Below are 17,687 nucleotides of genomic sequence, written 5' to 3'. Positions count from 1 at the left end.
AGGCTAGCCGGGGTGCGGGAGTGCGGGCGTCGATCGAAAGTTGTACACGGCGCCGCCCAGCCTGCAGCTTTCCGCCGAGGAAGGTAGCGAGGATCGGCGGATGCTCGGCCGGTGCGTTGATCGCCACGCTGGAGGCATGCCAGAGATCAGCGAATACAGCAGGCCCATGACCAGCATCCCGAATCCGGACGACCCCGCCGAGAGCAACACGTCCACCGACGACACGGCCACCGAGCCCCGACCGCGGAACCGGCGCCACACCGTCAAGCGGGTGCTCGGCGTCACTGCGCTCGTCCTCGCCCTCGGCGCGACCGGCGGCTACTTCTATCTCGACGCCACCTCCGACGTGCAGCGCGTCGGTGCCGAAACCTGCGGCGAGGTGATCCCGGACGGCGCAGATCGCCACGACGGCAGGGCGGTCTGCGCCACCCTCGATACTCTCGCCGACGCCTGGGAGCGCGGTGACGCGGAGGCGTACGGACGCCAGTTCACCGAGGACGGCACGTACACCACCTACATCGGCAGCCATTACGAGGGCCGCGCCGACATCACCGCGAGCCACCGCGCGCTCTTCAAGGGCTTCCTCAAGGACAGCAAACTCGCTTCCAGGTATCTCGACATGCGCTTCCTGACCAAGGACGTCGCCGTCCTCACCAGCCGCGGCGCCGACTACACCGGCGACAAGCCCGGCGCGGACGAACTCACGAAGGTGACGACCTTCACCCTGGTACGTGACACCGACGACACCTGGCAAATCGCCGCGTTCCACAACACCGAGCGCAGCAACGTCATGGAGCGCTTCTCCTTCCTCTGGGCCCCCGATACCGCTCCGAAGGCGGAAAAGTGACTCGCTCATTGATCACCGGCGCTGCCGAGGGAAGCCCGTCAGAGCCGCGGACGACCTCGGCCCCGCAGTCGCAGGGCCGGAGGTGACGGCCATGTACGTGGCCATATCCGGACTCGACCTCGCACTGGGCATCTTCCTGCTCCCCGCATGGCTGCTCGCCGCGGTCACGACGGGCCTGCAGCCGGGCCGCCGTACAGCCGGCCGGAAACGGCGGATGTCCCGTATCGCGCTGGTGCTGGTGTCCGTCGCCCTGCTGCTCACCGCGGCCAGGCTCCTCATGTACGGGCTCCTTGCCCGCCAGGGGTGGGTGTTCGTCGGCGACCGGCGGCTGTTCACCACCTTCGTCATGCTGCTCCCGGGCGTGCTCGCCACCGCCGTCTGGACGGTGCCGTGGCTGGCATCCGCCGCCCGGGTACGGCTGCCCGACCGGGATGCGCCGGTGCCGCTGGAAGAGCAGTCGCGCGCCAGGTCCCCGCGCCACGTCGTGCCGCCCCGGCTCGCCGCCTTCGGCGGCTTCGGCTGCTTCGCGCAGCTCTTCCTGCCACCGGACCGGTCGTTCTGGATCAGCCTCTGCACGTACGGGCTGCTCACCGCCGCGGCCGCCGGGCTGCTGGTATGGCGGGCCATCGCCCGGCTGCAGCGCATGTCCACCGGCCGTGAGATCCCCTGGCAACGGGCGCTTGCGGTCCGGCTGGGTACGGCCGTGGTCGTGCTCGCCGCCGTGGTGGGGCTGGTCAATTACGGGATGGCCGGTAGTCGGCTGCCGCACACCTTCTCGATGATGAAGGGGGAAGCCGACTGGGGCGGCGGTGCCGCCGGGCAGCACCACAGCATGGCCGGCGGTCACCACATGGCCACCGGCACCGGCGGCGCCGACGAGGTCTCCGTCGACCAGCTGCGCGGCCCCACGCGTGGCACACCCGACCGGCGCTTCTCCCTCACCGCTCAGGCCAAGAAGGTGAAGCTGGCCTCCGGCAAGACGGTCGACGCGTGGACGTACAACGGCCAGATCCCCGGGCCCCAGCTGCGGGTCACCGAAGGCGACCTGGTCGAGATCAAGCTGCGCAACGGGCTGCCCGGCAAGACCCCCGTCACCATCCACTGGCACGGCGTCGACGTCCCCAACCGCGAGGACGGCGTGGCCGGCGCCACCCAGGACGCCGTGCTGCCCGGCCAGTCCTTCACCTACCGCTTCCGCGTGGAGGAGTCCGGCACCCGCTGGTACCACTCCCACCAGGCCGCCTCCGAGCAGGTCGACCGCGGTCTGTTCGGCGCCCTGATCATCGAGCCGAAGAAGCAGCGCCGGCCGGTGGACAAGGACGTCAGCGTCCTCGCCCACGACTGGGAGACCGACAAGGGCACGGTGCCTGCGATTGGCGCTTCCGACGAGCTGGAGCAGCGCCGCGCCGAGCAGGGCGAGAAGGTGCGAATGCGGCTCACCAACACCAGCGGTGCCACCCGCGAGTTCGCCGTCGACGGTGTCCCGTACAAGGTCACCGCCTTGGACGGCACGGACGTGCACAAGCCGACCGCGCTCAAGGGAAAGAAGCTGGTGCTCGGCGGCGGCAACCGGATGGACGTCGAATTCACCATGCCCGACGGGCCGGTGCGAGTGACCGACGGCAGCGCACCGGACGCGGGCATCGTCTACTCGCCGGACGGCAAGGGGAAGCTGAAGGCGGATCTGAGCGGCCCTGAATTCGATCCGTATGGCTACGGCAGCCCGAAGCGGACGGAACTCGGCCCGGACAGCGACTTCGACCGCGACTACCGGCTGGTCTTCGACGAGTGGCTGGGCTTCTACGACGGCAGCTTCGGGCTGAAGCAGACCATCAACGGCCGCGTCTTCCCTGACACCCCGATGCTGATGATCAAGGAAGGCGACCTGGCCCGCGCCACCTTCATCAACCGCGGGAGCGAGGACCATCCGATGCACCTGCACGGCCACCACATGCTGGTGCTGAGCAAGAACGGCAAGCGCGCCTCCGGTAGCCCGATGTGGCAGGACACCGTGCTCGTCCGGCCGGGCGAGGAGGTCCAGGTCGCCTTCAAGGCCGACAACCCCGGCATCTGGATGGACCACTGCCACAACTTCTGGCACAGCAAGCTCGGCATGGTCATGCACCTCGCGTACGACAACGTCACCACGCCGTACGAGATCGGCGGCCTCGTCGGCAACAAGCCCGAGTGAGGAGTTCTGATGCGCCGGAAACAAGCGGCGGCCGCCCTGCTGGCCGGAGCCCTGTGTCTCACCACCGCGGCCTGCGGTACCGTCGCGACCGCCGAGGCGGCCACCAGGGGCACGAGCCCCGTGGTCTCGCTCGAGGTCCTGCACGACCTCGACCTCCCGGTACGGATCTTGGTCTGGCGTCATTCGGGACGAAGAGGTCGTGGGTTCAAATCCCGCCACCCCGACAGCTGAAACAGCAGGTCAAGGGCCTGATCCTCTTTGAGGATCAGGCCCTTGCTGCGTCTCTGGAGATCGTTTGGGAGAAATCTGGGAGAAGATCTTGGTCAGGGTCTCCCAGACGGTCCTGCATCTCGCACCCAGCGCACGTCAGCCGTCACGCCGCTGAACCTGTGCGTTCGCCAATCGGTATCTGAGGTGCCCGCAACAGGGGCTCCGGAAAGTTGGCCTGCGTACGCGGTATTCCCTCACTTGCAGATCCCACTTATCCTCGCGATCACGCTACCGGGGGGTGGTCATGGCTGCTGAGGCAACGAGCTGGCAGAAGGAGCAAGTCAGTCGCGCTTACGTGCATGCCTTAGCAACGCAAGGCGGGTACACGATCTGCGACTGGAACGTGGACAAGGATGGGGTCGACGTCACACTCCGTTCCCGCGGCCTCATGGTCGATATCCAGCTCAAGTGCACACAAAGCCCACGCACTATCAGGAGCGGCTACAGCTTCGACCTTGACATCGAGACCTACGACAAGTTACGTGACCCTGAGCGCTCTGCGCCTGGTCACCTTGCGCTGCTCATCGTTCCGCCCGACATCGGCCGCTGGGTCATCCACCAGCCGGATTCGATAGTCCTTGCTTGCCACGGCTACTGGTCCTCCCTTCATGGGATGGGAGAGGCCGCTGGCAGCTCTACTACCGCGATCCACCTTCCTGAGCACCAGGAGCTCACCGTGAAGGCCATGGGGACCATGTTCGATGCTGCGCGTCGCATGACCCACAGCGCTGGTCTGGGGTTGAGCTGACATGGCGGACATCACCCCTGACTTCGGCCCTGAAGAGATTCGCAGCTATCTCAAGGTCACCGGATGGGCACCCGTATCGGGCGGAGACGTGGCCGAGCTATGGAGGCTTCCAGGGCCGGCGGACGAAGTCGTCCTGGTTCCGATGAAGCCGGGCGCACCAGACTTCGCCAAGAGGGCTCGGATCCTGATCCAAGACCTGGCGAGGATCGAGTTCGAAGATATCCAGACTGTCCACGACGCCGTCGCCACGGTCTACAACGACGTCACCGACCTCCGGGCCTCCCACCCGTCAATGAGCGACGGATCGATCCCGCTTGAGTCCGGGTACGAACTCTTTGTCTCCGCCAAACGACTTCGGGTGGCCTCGGCCGCGGCAACGATCCGGCGTCAAGGGCACTTCCGGAACTTCCCGACTCGGGCGCGTGATCAGGCACGAGAGGTTCGCCTGGGCCAGACTCGTCGCGGCTCCTACATCGTGCCCATCATCAGCCAGGCGCGCTCCCCCGAGGACGTTTACTCACCCCGTCAGGATCACATCGACGTCCAGGTCGAGGAGACTCTCTTCGACCGCCGGGTGACTGCCACGATGTCTCGCGCACTAGGCGTACTTGAAGACATGGCAGGCGCCGACCACGAACCCACGCCCAGCGAGATTAATGACTCCATCGGCGAGGGGGTCTCCTACGAACTGTGTCAGGCCCTCGCCAAAGTCGTGAACACCGAGTCCGTCAGTGCACTCGACGTGGCATTCAACTGGTCCCGCGTAGCTGCACCACCGCCAGGTACGCCAGCGCGCGTTGAGTTCAACCGCGATGCGATCGAGATCGTCGACCTGGTGTCCGAACAACTCAAGACCAAGGTCTACACGCGGGAGCACTTGATCTACGGCGTGGTCACAGACCTCAGTCGCCACCCCGATGACGACACCGGGCGCGTCGGGGTCCAAACGCTCATTCAGCGCCGCAGCCGCACGGTATGGATGGACCTCGCTGACAGCGACTATCACACAGCCGTGCACTGCCACGATGCCGGAAACCCCGTCCGAGTGAGCGGCATGCTGACCAGTCCGCCCGGCGGGCTTGCCCGCATGAAAGTCACCGGCTTCGGACCTGACCCATCGCTGGGAGCAGACGACTAGCAGCTCAAAACGACGAGGCGGGACTGTTCCAACGACAGCCCCGCCTCTCGCGACTTGCCAGCCGCTCTATCCCCTCGACCTCAGCAGGCGATCGAGAACTCGTACTGGTGAGGACGAGCACATGACCCGACGCGCATCGAGCGCCGCCTCCCACCGATCGGTAAGGCCGGCCGTAAGGCGCCTGCGCATGCCTGGAGTGACGTGCGCGTACCGGGCTGAGACTGAGCCGTCGATGTGGCCCATGCGTTCGTCCATGAGGACCTTCTCCGTACCGAGGTCCTCCATCATCGTCCGGTGGGTGTGCCGGAGGCCGTGGGGTGTGAGGCCCTTAGCTATGGGGAGCCAGCAGGCGTCCGCCCGAGTAGCGGCGCCTCGCCCTCGGGCCGGGATGCCGGGCCACGGCTCGCCGAGGATCGGCACCGGCCGGGCCTCTTGAGGTGCCTTCCTCGGGTACCAGCCGGAGACCGCCGGGGTGAACAGCCAGGTGGCGAAGCCGTTTCGGCGCCAGTGAGCGGCGTGCTCCGACGTCATGCCACCTCGCACGAACCCGAGCTCTGCGATGGCGAGTTCGACGCGTACGCGGGTGTCCTCGCGTACCCGGTCGGCGTGGTTCAGGACGTTGGAGACCGTGCCCGTGGAGACTCCGGCACGACGGGCGACGTCTACGAGCTTCGCGCCCTGATGGCCGCCGGTGCGCGCCGCGCCTTGGCCGCGGAAGACGTACGTCCTGCCGTGGCAGGGGCAGGGCGTCGGCTTCGTACGGGCGATGTGGTTGAAGACCAGGGCCGACAGCCAGTCCGTCGAGTCGATGTCGCGGTAGCTGTCGTCCTTGGGCGGGCAGCGCACCAGCTCGCCGGTGTCGAGTTCGTACAGCTGCCACTCGACGCGGAAGGCGTTGGGCCGGACGAACTCCGTTTCCAGGCCGACGATTTCGCCCCAGCGCTTGCCGGTGTACCCCTTGAGGACCGTCGCGACGAACTCGTCATCGCGACCGGAGAGCAGGGCTGCCCGCTCGGCAGTCAGCAGGATGCCGAGCGCGTCGGTGACGACCTTCTCCGGGCCGCGGTCACGGGAACGTCCGGCGCGCTTGCCTCGCCCACGCCGACGGGCCGCCGGGTTGGACGTGAGCAGGCCCTCGTCGATCGCGTCCTCGAAGATCAGGTGGAGCGTCGAGCGCCAGGTCTTGACGCTGGAAGCCGCGTACGCGGCCCGCTCCTTCTTCTCCCAGGCATCGACGTCCGTGCGCAGGATGCCCGCGAGCGCCTTGTCCTCGAAGTCCGGGAGCAGGTGCTCCTCAATGTGACGCTTGTAGTTCTGCATGGTCGAGGCGGCCAGGTCCTGGGCGGCGTATCAGCGGCTCGCGTACTCGCCGAACGTCTCCTGCCCGAGACCCGGGTCGCGCCACTGGCCGCGCCGAACGGTCACCTCTTCCGCGTCTGCGGCCTGCTTGGCCTCGCGCTTGGTGGCGAACTTGACCACGACGCCCATGGAATCGGCGACGGTGCCGTACTTGCCGTCCTCGATCTTGTAGCGGCCACGCCAGTAGCCGCCGCGCTTTTCTGCGTACCCCACAGATTTCCCTCCCTTCTGACGTGTGGGGTGCGTTAAGCAGCGGTTCCGTACTGGGACTTGGTCGTCCGGCGTGGCGGACGGGCCTTGAGACGGACCGTGGGGGCAGCCATCTCGGGCTGCTGCCGATTGCGCGGTTTCCGGGCCGGCGCAGAGGCGGCGCCAGGGCGCTGCAAAGTCTGAGCCGGACGCTCTTCGTACATGCGGATGATCTCGGCAAGGTGCTCGTCCGAGAATCGGTAGGCGCGGCCGACGCGGGTGAATGGGATGAGTCGCCGGCGGGCACGGTCCTTGACCCACCAGGCGGAGCAGCCGAGTACGGCAGCGACTTCCTCGGGTACATAGAGGCGCGGCAGCGCGGCCTCGGCGTGCGGAGTCGGTGCGGAGGCAGGGGATATCGCGGCTTGGTGCAAAGGGTGGGTCCTCTTCTGGCGGGCACGGGCGCGGCAACGCCGCCCGCCGGTCGATCGCTAAAGGGATGGGGATGAGGTGCCCGTGCTGGGGGTTTGCGGGTCCAGCACGGGAGTGGGAGCCGGGGGCTACGCCTCGTCGGCGGGATCGGTGTCGCCGCCACCAGCCGGAGGGCCGTGCATCTTCAGCATGGTCTTGCTGGCCTCCTCCGCGATGGCGTTGGAGACCATGACGTCGGCTTCCTCGCGCACGTCAGGGTGGTCGGCGAGGTAGGCGTCGAGGGCGTCGCGCGCCTCGGTGAAGGCCATGTTGGCGCGCTGGGTGGCACGGAACGCGTCAACGATCTCGTCGATGAGCTCCATGGCGCGGGCCTCGGCGGCCAGCTGTGGGGGGCCGACGAGATTGCGCAGGTCGAGGCCGAAGACCTCGGCGAAGCCGATGGTCTCGTCGAGGTTGATGCGGCGCTTGCCGTTTTCGATCCGCCAGACCGCGGACGGGTTCATCTCGAAGCCGGCCTCGTTCATGCGGTCGGACAAAGCGTTGGTGCTCCAGCCGCGCGCCTCGCGTTCCAGCTTGATGCGCACCGCGACGTTGCCCTCACCGCTGAGCAACACGCCCTGCGGCGGGTCTTCATCCGCCATGGCCACCTCCTTCCGTACGTAGCACTCCCCTGCCATTTGCAAGGACCCCCTAACAGTAACATGCGTACTGCGAGATGCAGAACACTTCTGCGATCTGCAATTCGTGTGGCATAGTGGTGGTCCCGACCAACCCGAGGAGCCCCGCACGACCGCACGTCACATGAAAGAAGCCCCCGGCGATGCCGGGGGCTCAAGCGCAAACCTCTCAACCGCCATCCCTAGCGATCAACCTGCGGAGACCGGGATTGCCGTCCCATATGGCCCGCAAGCAGAGGAGCTGATGCCCAGTATGACCGATCCCCAGCCGAGTACGCCATCCCTTCCCGACGCCGCCGCCACGTCATGGCCCCCAGTTGCTGTGCCCGGCCGACCGGCCGACTCCACCGCGCCTCCCGCGGACGAGGACCTTGACGACGCCTCCAAGACTGTGCCGCTACCTGAGGGAGCGAAGATCCTGGACGACCTGCGTACGCAGATCAAGCGGTACGTGGCGATGCCGAGCGAGGAGGCCGTGACGGCGGTGGCGCTGTGGGTCGCGGCGACGCACCTACAGCGCGCGTGGCAGCACGCCCCACGGCTGGCGATCGTCGCTCCGGAAAAGCGGTGCGGTAAGTCGCGGCTGTTGGACGTGGTGACCGAGACCGTGCACAAGCGCCTGATCACGGTCAACGCCAGCGCGGCGGCGATCTTCCGGTCGATCGACGGGGACGACCCGCCGACCCTCCTGGTCGACGAGGCCGACGCCATGTTCAGCACCACCAAGGCCGCGGAGAAAAACGAGGAGGTCCGCGGCCTGATCAATGCCGGGCACCAGCGCGGCCGACCCACCCTGCGGGTGTCGGGGCCGGAGCACCAGGTGCAGGAGTTCCCGACCTTCGCCATGGCCGCGCTGGCAGGGATCGGCGACCTGCCCGACACGATCATGGACCGCGCGGTGGTCATCCGGATGCGACGCCGTGCGGCGGGCGAGAAGGTTGCGTCCTTCCGCACGGGCCGGGATACGCCCGCCCTGAACGCGATCCGCGACCGCCTCCACGCCTGGCTGCAGCCGCTGTACGAGCTGGCCATGGAGATGGAGCCGCCCATGCCGGTCGAGGACCGTGCGGCAGACACCTGGGAACCGCTGGTCATCATCGCCGACCTCGCCGGAGGCAACTGGCCCGCGCTGGCCCGTACCGCATGCCGCGCCATGACCGACTATGAGGCTGGTCAGGACGAGGAGGGCGGTCTGCGCACCCGCCTCCTGGTCGGCATCCGCCGGGCCTTCGCCGCCGTCGGTGACCCGGCCGTGCTGAGCACGAAGCACCTGCTGGAGGCGCTCAATGCGGACAAGGAAGCACCGTGGGCGGAGTACGGCGCCAACGGCCTGACCCCGCGCGGCCTGCAGCTGCTGCTCAAGCCGTACGGCATCAGCTCGGCCAACCGCCGCTTCCCCGACGGTGCCCAGGCCAAGGGGTTCGCGCGCAACCAATTCCTCGACACCTGGGCCCGCTACTGCCCCGAGCCCAAGGCGGCGGACACGCCCGCCTCGTCAGGCGACGGGCTCCTGCCCGGCACCGCAGCCTGACTCGACTCCACCCGCATCACTCGTCCCCGCGCAGGTCAGCGCGGGGACGAGTGAGCATCCCGCAACGAGTCGTCTCGACATCACCACGCCACTCGTACCTGTGCTGACCAGGCACGCGACGAGTGGTACGAGTCCCAGCACCTCGCAGCCAAAGCGCCCTGCCCCGCTGCCTTGCCTGCTCGCAGGTGCCCCCACCCATCGGAGGTTCTCCCTGCCCCCGCACGCATCCGGATCCTCTGCGCCCAAGACCGGCGCCATCCGCTTCGGCATCGCCCTGCTCGGCACCATCGGCTTCGTCCTGTCCTATGACGCCCTGCGGCAGATGGCCGTCTCCGCCCACATCCGCCCGCTCTTCGCCATCGGCTTCCCCCTCGTCATCGACGGGTTCATCGCCATCGGCATCGGCACCCTGCTCCTGGTGCGCACCGCCTCCACGGCCGCCCGCCTGTACGTGTGGATCCTCGTCATCCTGGCCACCACGCTGAGCATCTGGGCCAACGCGCTGCACGCCGTACGCCTCAACCAGCAAGCCCTGGACGGCGGTCTACAGCTCAGCGACTGGACCGTAGCCGTGCTCTCTGCGCTCCCGCCGCTCGCTCTGGCCGGCGCGGTGCACTTCTACCAGATCATCCAGCGTGACCTCGCGCTGTCCGCTGAGCAGGAGGGCGCCGAGCCGGTCGCCAACGGCGCCCCCTCCGACGTCCACCTGCCTACACGCCTCAAGGTGGCGGGCGGCTCGGCAGACGTGGCGGAAGAGGCTACCGATGTGGCAGATTCCACCGCCACTTCCCGTGCGGACGACAAAGCGGATACGGACGCCATCGACCCCGATCTGCTCGCCCTCGCCCGCCGTGCGCCTCGTGGGCGCGGAGGCAAAGCCTCGCGCCGCCACATCGAGGACACGGTCCGCGGCACCGGCCGCTCGATCGGCAAGGACGAGGCGGAACGCGTCAAGGACGCGCTCCAGGCCGAACTCGACAAAGCCGCCGCAGCCGAACCGAGCGAGACCGCGCCAGCAGCGATCGCCTCCTGACCACAGGCCGCTGCCAACCGCATCCCGCATCTCTCGTCCCCGCGCACGTCAGCGCGGGGACGAGTCTCCCTTCCGCGACGAGTCGACCCGGCATCACCGCACTCCCCAGACCACACCACCACCGAGTAGGTCACGATGCCCGCACCACAGCACGAACTGCCCACCGCACATCAGGACATAGCCAAGGCCACAGCACCCACGACCGAGTCAGCAAGGTATCCCGCTGGACCGTCCACAGGCCGGTCCCACGGGGAAGCCTCCGCCCCAGGGGTGGCGAAGGCACTCGGGCACCAGGGGGTGCCCGAGGAGGAACAGCCGACGAACACCGATCCCGCCGCTGCTTCCGACGCGCCGTTGCCACGTGCTGCCGACGTCGCCGCCCTGCACCGTGTCGCCCGACGTCGCAAGCCCGACGTGAACGGCCAGCGCAAGAAGCGGGTCGATGCCCGCTACAGCGTCGAGGAGAAGGCCGCCATCCTCGCCAAGGCCAGGTCGCTGAACGTCAGCGGCGCCCACTACGTTGCGGTCGTCACCCTCGCCCACGTCCACGGCGACCTCACCGTGCCCGGCCAGCGCACCCCGCTCGACGACTACATCGACGAACTCAACACCCTGCGCCGCGAGGTCGCCGCCATCGGCCACAACGTCAACCAGATCGCCAAGAAGCTCAACTCCGGCAGCCATCCACACCCTGGGGACAGCGCCCTGCTGGCCCAGACCGACCGCACCCTGGACGCTGTCGGTACGGCCGTGCGCCACATCGCGGCAGCCGCCAACCAGGCCGTCGGCCACAAGGCGGCCCCATGATCGCGAAAATCAGCAGCGGCAAGAGCACCACCGGCCTGATCCGCTACCTGTACGACACCAAGAAAGCCAAGGACCACACCGACCCCCACCTGGTCGCCTCCTGGGACGGCTTCGCCCCCGACCCCGGCCGCACCGACGATATCGCCGCCACCAAGAAGCTCCTCGTCGCCGACCTCGACCTACACGTCAAGCAGGCCGAGCGGCTCGGCCGCGCCCCCGAGAAGCACGTGTGGCACTGCTCGATCCGCGCCGCCGAGACCGACCGGCACCTCAGCGACGAGGAATGGGCCGACATCGCCCGCCGCGTCGTCGCCGCCACCGGCATCGCGCCCGAGGGCGATCCGGACGGCTGCCGCTGGGTCGCCGTCCGCCACGCGCCCGATCACATCCACATCGCCGCCACCAAGGTCCGGTCCGACCTGCGCACCGCCCGCCACTGGAACGACTACCTCACCGCCGACCGCGAACTCGCCGCCATCGAGAAGGAGTACGGCCTGCACCAGGTCGCCCGTGGGGATCGCACCGCCGCCAAACGACCCACGCGCGCCGAGCAGGAAAAGACCAAGCGCGCCGGCCAGGCCCGCACCGCACGCGAACGCCTGCGCACCACGGTGCGTACCGCCGTGGCCGCCGCCGCCAGCACCGAGGAGTTCATCTACCTGCTGGAGCACACCGACGGCATCCTCGTGGACGTCAAGCACTTCCCGTCCGGAGACGTACGCGGCTACACCGTCGCCCTCGAAGGCGACGTCAACGCCGTGCAAGAGCCGGTCTGGTACTCAGGCTCCGAGCTCTCTCCCGACCTGTCCTTTCCCAAGATCCGCAAGCGCCTTGACGCCACCGAACCGCGACAAGGCCCACGCAAGACCAACTCGTGGCATCAGGCCACCGCCGCCGTGGAGCGCATCCCCCATCGCCTTGAGCACGGTGAAGGCACAGCGGCCCAAGCTCACCTTGCCGCTTTGGGTGAAGCCCTCGACGCCCTGCCCCTTCGCGCACCCCAGGGAATTAAGCCCCAACTCCGTCAGGCAGCCGAGGCGTTCGAGCGCGCTACTCGCTCCCGCATCCAGGCCGAGCACCGGCACGCCCGCGCCCTGCGCGGTGCCGTGCGAGCCATGGTCCGCGAGCCCACCCCCAAGGACGGCGCCCTGCTGGCGATGTTCCTCGACGCCGCGATCCTCGCCGTCACCGCCGCCGCCCGCTGGCACCAGCTCCGCCACCACGACCAACAGGTGGCCGCAGCCCACCAGGCCCTGGTCCACCTCCGGGCCGCCTACGAACAAACTGCCGCCGCGCCACTGACCGTGCTCGCCCAGCGCAGGCCGCCCACACAGGTAGTGGAGCGGCACATCCTCCTCATCCGGCAGACAATGCCCGATCACGCGGAACAGGTGTTGGAGGACCCGGCCTTCGACGCACTCGCTGCCGTGCTTGCCGACGCAGAGAAAGCCGGGCACGACCCGAAGCAGCTCCTGCAACAGGCCGCCGACCAGCGTGCGCTCGACGATGCCCGCCGGCCCGCGCGGGTGCTGACATGGCGAGTCGAACGCCTCAGTACGAGGTCGGCGCCCAGCGCCCACGCACATGCGGCACAGGCGCAGAGTGCGGCACGGCGGTCGAGCACGCTGGTGCAATCTCCACCGGCTGCTCCGGCCGCTCAACCACAGTCGCCCCAGGCGCGGCGACGCTGACACGCCCACCGCGAGCCGCACGTGGAGTCGGCGCCATGCGGCTTCGACTCCACGTGCGGCGCCGGGTACGTCCGCCGCCTGCCCGCCGCTCCCAACGGCACGGCCCCGTACGAGTCATGCAGCTGGCCTCCGGACCACGACCCCGGCGGCCTTACCGCCCCCGGGCCTCGGCGAGCGCGCTCACCAGTACGTCCAGGTCGCCGGTGTAGACGATCACATCCTCGTCATTGGCCGGGGCCTCGAAGCGGGCGAAGAAGTCGTCCAGGGCTTCCGGGGTCACGGTCAGCGCGTTGGCGTCCTGGCGTGCGTTGCGCTCAGTCAGGCGCCGCAGCAGTTCGTCGCGGTCGGCGGGGAGGTAGACGACAACGGGCAGGCCGCCCTCTTCGCGGGCGGCCTGCCGCCAGGTGTCGCGCTCGGCACGGCGCCACAGGCCGTGGTCCAGGACGACGTCGTTGCCGGCCTCGATCTCCTTGACGAACCGGCCCCGAATCACTTCGACCACGGGCCGTTCGCGCTCGAAGTAGGTGTGTTCGGGGTAGTCCACGCCGTACCGGCCGTGGAGGCGGTGGACCTCCTCGTCCACGGACAGCCGGAGGTAGCCGCGGTCGGCCAGGGCCTGGGCGACGGTGGTCTTCCCGGAGCCTGTGAGACCGGCCAGGAGTACGGCGAGGGGCACGTGGTCATCCTTCCGCGACATGCTGTCCGTGTGTGAGTGCGTCGTGTGTCAATCCTGGCCGCTGTGGGCGTGCGGACGCCAGGTGGTGAAGATGCTGCGGGCCTCCGAGGGCCAGCTGAAGGGCATCCGGTCGAGGCCCACCCGGCGGAAGGCGAACCGCGGGTCGCTGGTGTTGATCACGCCGCCGTGCTGTCCGACGTGAGCCAGCAGGCGTCCAGCCTCGTCGCGGACGGCCGGGGTGTGTTCCTGCCAGGTGCCGGAGGCGAAGTGCTGGACCCGGCGGCGCAGGTCGTCCAGGACACCCAAGCGCCACTTGAAATGGTGAACTGCGCAGATGCGGTCCGCGTCCGGCCGGTGGCCCGGAGCGCGGTGGTTGCCGGAGGAGACGGTGACGTCGTGGCGAGCGAGAACGATCTTCCTCGGGTCGCCGTGCAGGAGCCGGTGAGTGAGGTGTCCGCCGAGGGGATAGGCGAGATCGAGTCCGCCTTCGGGCCGCCAGCCGGTCAGGCGTCCGCTCGCGGCGAGGCGGTCGAGCATCAGACCGCCCACCACAGGGTTTCCGGACTTCTCGGCCTGGGCAATCACCTCGTTCAGCGGGGCGGGGTACTGCTGGAACTCGTCGGCGTCGGCAAGCAGGTGCCAGCCGGGACCGGCCCGGTGCCGCAGGGCATCGCGGAGCTGGGTGTTGGTGTGCTCGTGCCAGGGGCCGGTGCTGGTGCCGGTGGGGATGATGCCCAGCTCCCGGCACGCGGCCTGGAGCTCGTGTCGTTGTGCGTCGGGGACGTGGTCGGGGAAGTGGAAGGCGATCAGGAACCGCTCGACGCCCAGCCACCGGTAGTGGCGAGCCCAGGCGGCCAGCAGCGGCGGCTCGACGGGGCCGACGACGGCGATCAGCGCGGGAGGCGTGCTCGGCATTCAGGACTCCTTCGTGCGCAAGGGGGCGAAGGTGCGGGTGAGGAAGTCGGCCTGCTCGGTGGCGGACCGCATCCCGAGCAGAACCGGGGCCTCCGGTCCGGGTAGCGGGGGCGGCTGACGGATGACGGTGTGCAGGGCATCTGCGAGGGCATCCGGGTCGCCTGCGGGGAACATCAGGGCCCAGGGCTGGCCGTACAGGCGGGTGGTGAGGGCTCCGTCGTGTTCGGAGATGATCAGGGGGACGCCGAGGCGGGCGGCGTCCATGACGAGTCCGGATTCCTTGCCGGTTCCGGAGCGGCGGGTGACGAGGGCGGCGTCGGCGGCGGCGTACACGAGCCGCAGCACGGAGTCGCTGACGGGGCCGGGCACGGTGTGCACCCGCAGACCGGGCAGACACCGCCACCGCTGCAGGACGGCTTCGTCGAGCGGGAAGCCGGTGACCACCAGGTGCAGGGGCTCCTTGAGCCGGGCCAGAGCGGCGTTGACAACGGTGATGTCCTTGTGGGGCCACCAGCCGCCGACCAGGCAGACCACGGCCTCGGAGGCGGGGATGCCGAACGCGGCCCGGCCTCCGTCGCGTTCGGCGTCGCTCAGACGGCGGCCGTCGTCGACCGCGAAGGCGCCCACCACCGCGGGCAGGTCGGCGAAGGCCGCTGCGAACTGATCGCCGACGGCCTGGGTCGGGTACACGGCGATCACCCGTTGTTCGCCCCGGCGGGCGAGTCGGCCCAGTAGCCGTACGACGGCGTCCTCGGCCGTGACCGCCTCGTGGACGAACCGAAGGTGCGGCTGCCCACCGAGGAGGGCGGCGGCCCCGTGCAGGGCTTCGCTCGCGGTCAGGATCACCACCGCGTCGGCGTCGGACACTAACCAGCGCGAGGACCGCAGGGCGGACGCCTCGGTCAGGCAGCGGGCGAGGAGGGTGATCTGGTGCGGCACCCTCCTCAGACGGCGGGGCCAGCGGCGAGAGCGGAACACACACTGTCCGGCCGCGGAGAGCCCCGCCGCCACCCGGGAGACGGCCAGCAGCACGGTAGCCGCCGACCCGGCCGGTGCGGTCACCAGTCGGGCGTCCGCCTCACGCAAGGCACGTACCGACTCGGAGGCGATCCCGTGCGGGGCGATGACGAGGCTGCCGGGCCGAGCTTGGGCGAGGGCCACCAGTGTGCGCTGGTGGTGCCCGCCCAGGCGGTTCGCGTACGGCTCGATGAGCACGAGCCTGCCCCTCATCCGGACACCGCCTGGTCCCCATGGGCAGCGGTGAACCTCTCCCGCAGCCAGGTGGGGTCGTTGAGGCGGTCGAACTGCTGCGGGTCACGTGCGGCCTGGCGGGCGAAGGAGACGCCCTCCCTGGCCCCGGCAGCGGCGTGGGTGGCGAACTCGCCGCTGCGGCTGCGCATCCAGGCATCGACGCGCTGGTGGGCGTCGTCGTCGGCCATGCCGTACTCGCTGCCGCGGGCGAGCATCGCACACTCGCGGAATCCCGCCTTCCAGGCGTGGAAGGGGCTCTGGTTGAACCGCGTGATCCCGGCGGTGTGCTGGGCGAATTCGATCCGTCCGGGCAGAGCGGCAAGCACGTCCACGGCGTCGCCCATCTCCCGCAGAGCACTGCGGCGGATCAGCTTCAGGCCGCCGTAGCCGTAGGTCAGGCCGTTGACCGGGTTGACCGCCCGCCACACCCGCATGGAGACGCCTTCCTCCAGTGGTTCGACGGTGGCGGGGTCGAAGTCGGTGTCGATGGCGAAGTCTCCGTCGGCGAGGAAGAACTGCTCGCGCTCGACGACCTCGGCGCACAGCCGGTAGGCCCGGCGCATCCCGTGGACCCCGTGCAGGCGCTTGACCGTGCCGCCGAGCGTCCGCTGGAGCCGGGAATGCAGGGAGTTGGCCATCGGCTCGTCGTAGGAGAGGAACACGGCGTCGAAGCCGGTCACGAGATCGCCTCCAGGTAGCGGGCGGCGACCAGGGCGGGGGCGAAGTCGGCGGTGGAGGCGTGCGCCCGCTTGGCGTGGACGGCGTGGAACTCGTCGTCCGTGACGAGGCGTTCGGCTAGGGCGGCGGCTTCGGCCGGGGTGGTGAAGCACAGCTCAGGGTCGATGTGTTCGGCGAGCCAGCCCAGTCGGGGCGAGATGACCGGCAGGCCCATGCCCTGGCAGTCGATGACACTCATCGACCAGGGGCAGCCGGGCCGGAACGGGGCGATGCCGAAGCGGGCGCCGGCCAGCAGGTTCTTGTAGCGGACGCGGTCGCCACGGTCGGAGACGACCTGCACGTGCGGCAGCGCGGCAAGCTGGTCACGCATCTTCTCGGGGCTGGCGTCCAGGCCCTTGCGCTCGGGACGGCGCTGGCCGAACAGGTCCAAGACCCGCAGTCGCACGGTGCCGGAGTCGCTGAGCTGGCGGGCCAGGCCCACGAACTGCTCGGTGCCGTAGTGCGCGTACAGGCGGTGGTTGTAGATACCGATCGCCGTGCCGGTCGTGGGTTGGACCGTGGCGGGGTCGCGGACCAGACGCTCGTCACGCGGCGCGGGCACGACCCGCAGCCGGTCGCCCAGGTCCACCGTCATCCGGGCGGCGGCGGCCGACACCCACGAGGCGGCCGTGGAGGAGTGGACCATCACCCGGTCGCACGCGGCCAGGCCCGCGGCGAACGCCAGCAGGACCGGCCTCCCGAGCCTCGCATCATCCAGCGACGGGTCGAGCAGCATCTGCCCGCCGCCCGCGAACGAAAACGGCAGGTAGTGGCAGTACCCGGCCAGCAGCGCATCCGACCCGCCCTCCAGCAGAGCCGTGCGGACAGCCGGGGCCTCCTCGATCTGGTTGGCCACCACGACGTCCGGCTTCTCCGAGGCGATCAAGGCCACCAACTCGTCGATGTCCGCCGAGAACCGGGCCCGGTACTTCGTTCCCGGTACCTTCGTCCGGTGGAATCCGCAGCGGGCATCCCCGGCCGCCGCCGGGGCCGCAACAGTCACTTCCGCCCCAGCGTCGACCAGGGCCGGGGCCAGCAGGTCCGCGAAGATCCAACCCGAATCCGCAGACAGCCGGTCGGGGTTGGAGATGTTCAGCAGATACAGCACGCGCATGGTTGCGTCGCCTCCCTCATCCGCCCGGGGGTCGATCCGGGCCGCTGAGAGAAGGAAAACGGCGACGCATGCCGTGACGGGATGATGAACTTGGATCACTC

General features: G+C 69.2%; 16 protein-coding genes and 1 pseudogene. 9 read left to right on the top strand and 8 right to left on the bottom strand.

The window, feature by feature from the left end; genetic code table 11:
• Positions 1-136 precede the first annotated feature (136 nt).
• The 5 genes from AB0I16_RS06665 to AB0I16_RS06645 all read left to right on the top strand — a co-directional run bounded on the left by AB0I16_RS06665 (position 137) and on the right by AB0I16_RS06645 (position 5,194).
• Positions 137-847, top strand: a complete 711-nt coding sequence (locus AB0I16_RS06665; protein WP_363248209.1) for an SgcJ/EcaC family oxidoreductase — start codon at positions 137-139, stop codon at positions 845-847.
• A 91-nt stretch (positions 848-938) separates the two neighbouring features.
• Complete coding sequence (locus tag AB0I16_RS06660; RefSeq protein ID WP_363248207.1) at positions 939-3,038, top strand: multicopper oxidase family protein; 2,100 nt, start codon at positions 939-941, stop codon at positions 3,036-3,038.
• A 9-nt stretch (positions 3,039-3,047) separates the two neighbouring features.
• A complete protein-coding gene (locus AB0I16_RS06655; protein ID WP_363248206.1) occupies positions 3,048-3,269 on the top strand; it encodes a hypothetical protein in 222 nt (73 codons plus the stop codon).
• A gap of 283 nt (positions 3,270-3,552) precedes the next feature.
• The gene (locus tag AB0I16_RS06650; RefSeq protein ID WP_362987758.1) at positions 3,553-4,056 is read left to right on the top strand and encodes a DUF4365 domain-containing protein; all 504 of its coding nucleotides are present in this window, start codon (positions 3,553-3,555) and stop codon (positions 4,054-4,056) included.
• 1 nt (position 4,057) lies between these two features.
• A complete protein-coding gene (locus AB0I16_RS06645) occupies positions 4,058-5,194 on the top strand; it encodes a hypothetical protein (protein WP_363248205.1) in 1,137 nt (378 codons plus the stop codon).
• 66 nt (positions 5,195-5,260) lie between these two features.
• Here the strand turns inward: AB0I16_RS06645 and AB0I16_RS06640 are convergent.
• The 3 genes and pseudogenes from AB0I16_RS06640 to AB0I16_RS06630 all read right to left on the bottom strand — a co-directional run bounded on the left by AB0I16_RS06640 (position 5,261) and on the right by AB0I16_RS06630 (position 7,815).
• Positions 5,261-6,766: pseudogene (locus AB0I16_RS06640) on the bottom strand (LacI family DNA-binding transcriptional regulator).
• 32 nt (positions 6,767-6,798) lie between these two features.
• Positions 6,799-7,119, bottom strand: coding sequence for a helix-turn-helix domain-containing protein (locus AB0I16_RS06635; RefSeq protein WP_363248361.1), 321 nt, complete (start codon positions 7,117-7,119; stop codon positions 6,799-6,801).
• 183 nt (positions 7,120-7,302) lie between these two features.
• Entirely contained in the window at positions 7,303-7,815 is a 513-nt protein-coding gene (locus AB0I16_RS06630; protein WP_363248204.1) for a helix-turn-helix transcriptional regulator, read from the bottom strand.
• Positions 7,816-8,104: 289 nt separating this feature from the next.
• Here AB0I16_RS06630 and AB0I16_RS06625 point away from each other — a divergent pair, with 289 nt between their 5' ends.
• From AB0I16_RS06625 to AB0I16_RS06610, 4 genes are all read left to right on the top strand, one after another.
• On the top strand, positions 8,105-9,382 hold the full coding sequence (locus tag AB0I16_RS06625; RefSeq protein ID WP_363248203.1) for a DUF3631 domain-containing protein: 1,278 nt from the start codon (positions 8,105-8,107) through the stop codon (positions 9,380-9,382).
• 100 nt (positions 9,383-9,482) lie between these two features.
• Positions 9,483-10,415 (top strand): DUF2637 domain-containing protein, encoded by a 933-nt coding sequence (locus AB0I16_RS06620; protein ID WP_363248202.1) that lies wholly within the window; start codon positions 9,483-9,485, stop codon positions 10,413-10,415.
• Positions 10,416-10,685: 270 nt separating this feature from the next.
• Complete coding sequence (gene mobC / locus AB0I16_RS06615) at positions 10,686-11,222, top strand: plasmid mobilization relaxosome protein MobC (protein ID WP_363248201.1); 537 nt, start codon at positions 10,686-10,688, stop codon at positions 11,220-11,222.
• A complete protein-coding gene (locus tag AB0I16_RS06610; RefSeq protein WP_363248200.1) occupies positions 11,219-12,913 on the top strand; it encodes a relaxase/mobilization nuclease domain-containing protein in 1,695 nt (564 codons plus the stop codon). Before mobC ends, AB0I16_RS06610 begins: the two co-directional genes overlap by 4 nt.
• Before the next feature lie 151 nt (positions 12,914-13,064).
• On the opposite strand, the gene AB0I16_RS06605 is transcribed toward AB0I16_RS06610, so the two are convergent.
• The 5 genes from AB0I16_RS06605 to AB0I16_RS06585 are packed head-to-tail and all read right to left on the bottom strand — an operon-like array spanning position 13,065 to position 17,586.
• On the bottom strand, positions 13,065-13,610 hold the full coding sequence (locus AB0I16_RS06605) for an ATP-binding protein (RefSeq protein ID WP_363248199.1): 546 nt from the start codon (positions 13,608-13,610) through the stop codon (positions 13,065-13,067).
• Positions 13,611-13,637: 27 nt separating this feature from the next.
• Positions 13,638-14,504, bottom strand: coding sequence for a glycosyltransferase family 2 protein (locus tag AB0I16_RS06600; RefSeq protein ID WP_363248198.1), 867 nt, complete (start codon positions 14,502-14,504; stop codon positions 13,638-13,640).
• Positions 14,505-15,734: a glycosyltransferase gene (locus tag AB0I16_RS06595; RefSeq protein WP_363248197.1), complete on the bottom strand. Its 1,230-nt coding sequence runs from the start codon at positions 15,732-15,734 to the stop codon at positions 14,505-14,507.
• Positions 15,731-16,435, bottom strand: coding sequence for a hypothetical protein (locus tag AB0I16_RS06590; RefSeq protein WP_363248196.1), 705 nt, complete (start codon positions 16,433-16,435; stop codon positions 15,731-15,733). The genes AB0I16_RS06595 and AB0I16_RS06590 overlap by 4 nt, the downstream gene beginning before the upstream one ends.
• A complete protein-coding gene (locus AB0I16_RS06585; protein WP_363248195.1) occupies positions 16,432-17,586 on the bottom strand; it encodes a glycosyltransferase in 1,155 nt (384 codons plus the stop codon). The genes AB0I16_RS06590 and AB0I16_RS06585 overlap by 4 nt, the downstream gene beginning before the upstream one ends.
• Positions 17,587-17,687: the final 101 nt, after the last annotated feature.

Source organism: Streptomyces sp. NPDC050703 (assembly GCF_040654435.1).
GTDB lineage: Bacteria > Actinomycetota > Actinomycetes > Streptomycetales > Streptomycetaceae > Streptomyces.
Note: the sequence above shows the minus strand (reverse complement) of the source record. Positions and strands in the feature narration are given on the sequence as shown.

Bases quoted from the DNA above. Each gene is read 5' to 3' on its own strand.
- AB0I16_RS06665 (WP_363248209.1), top strand. From the start codon at position 137: ATGCCAGAGATCAGCGAATACAGCAGGCCCATGACCAGCATCCCGAAT.
- AB0I16_RS06660 (WP_363248207.1), top strand. From the start codon at position 939: ATGTACGTGGCCATATCCGGACTCGACCTCGCACTGGGCATCTTCCTG.
- AB0I16_RS06655 (WP_363248206.1), top strand. From the start codon at position 3,048: ATGCGCCGGAAACAAGCGGCGGCCGCCCTGCTGGCCGGAGCCCTGTGT.
- AB0I16_RS06650 (WP_362987758.1), top strand. From the start codon at position 3,553: ATGGCTGCTGAGGCAACGAGCTGGCAGAAGGAGCAAGTCAGTCGCGCT.
- AB0I16_RS06645 (WP_363248205.1), top strand. From the start codon at position 4,058: ATGGCGGACATCACCCCTGACTTCGGCCCTGAAGAGATTCGCAGCTAT.
- AB0I16_RS06630 (WP_363248204.1), bottom strand. From the start codon at position 7,815: ATGGCGGATGAAGACCCGCCGCAGGGCGTGTTGCTCAGCGGTGAGGGC.
- AB0I16_RS06625 (WP_363248203.1), top strand. From the start codon at position 8,105: ATGACCGATCCCCAGCCGAGTACGCCATCCCTTCCCGACGCCGCCGCC.
- AB0I16_RS06610 (WP_363248200.1), top strand. From the start codon at position 11,219: ATGATCGCGAAAATCAGCAGCGGCAAGAGCACCACCGGCCTGATCCGC.
- AB0I16_RS06605 (WP_363248199.1), bottom strand. From the start codon at position 13,610: ATGTCGCGGAAGGATGACCACGTGCCCCTCGCCGTACTCCTGGCCGGT.
- AB0I16_RS06600 (WP_363248198.1), bottom strand. From the start codon at position 14,504: ATGCCGAGCACGCCTCCCGCGCTGATCGCCGTCGTCGGCCCCGTCGAG.
- AB0I16_RS06595 (WP_363248197.1), bottom strand. From the start codon at position 15,734: ATGAGGGGCAGGCTCGTGCTCATCGAGCCGTACGCGAACCGCCTGGGC.
- AB0I16_RS06585 (WP_363248195.1), bottom strand. From the start codon at position 17,586: ATGCGCGTGCTGTATCTGCTGAACATCTCCAACCCCGACCGGCTGTCT.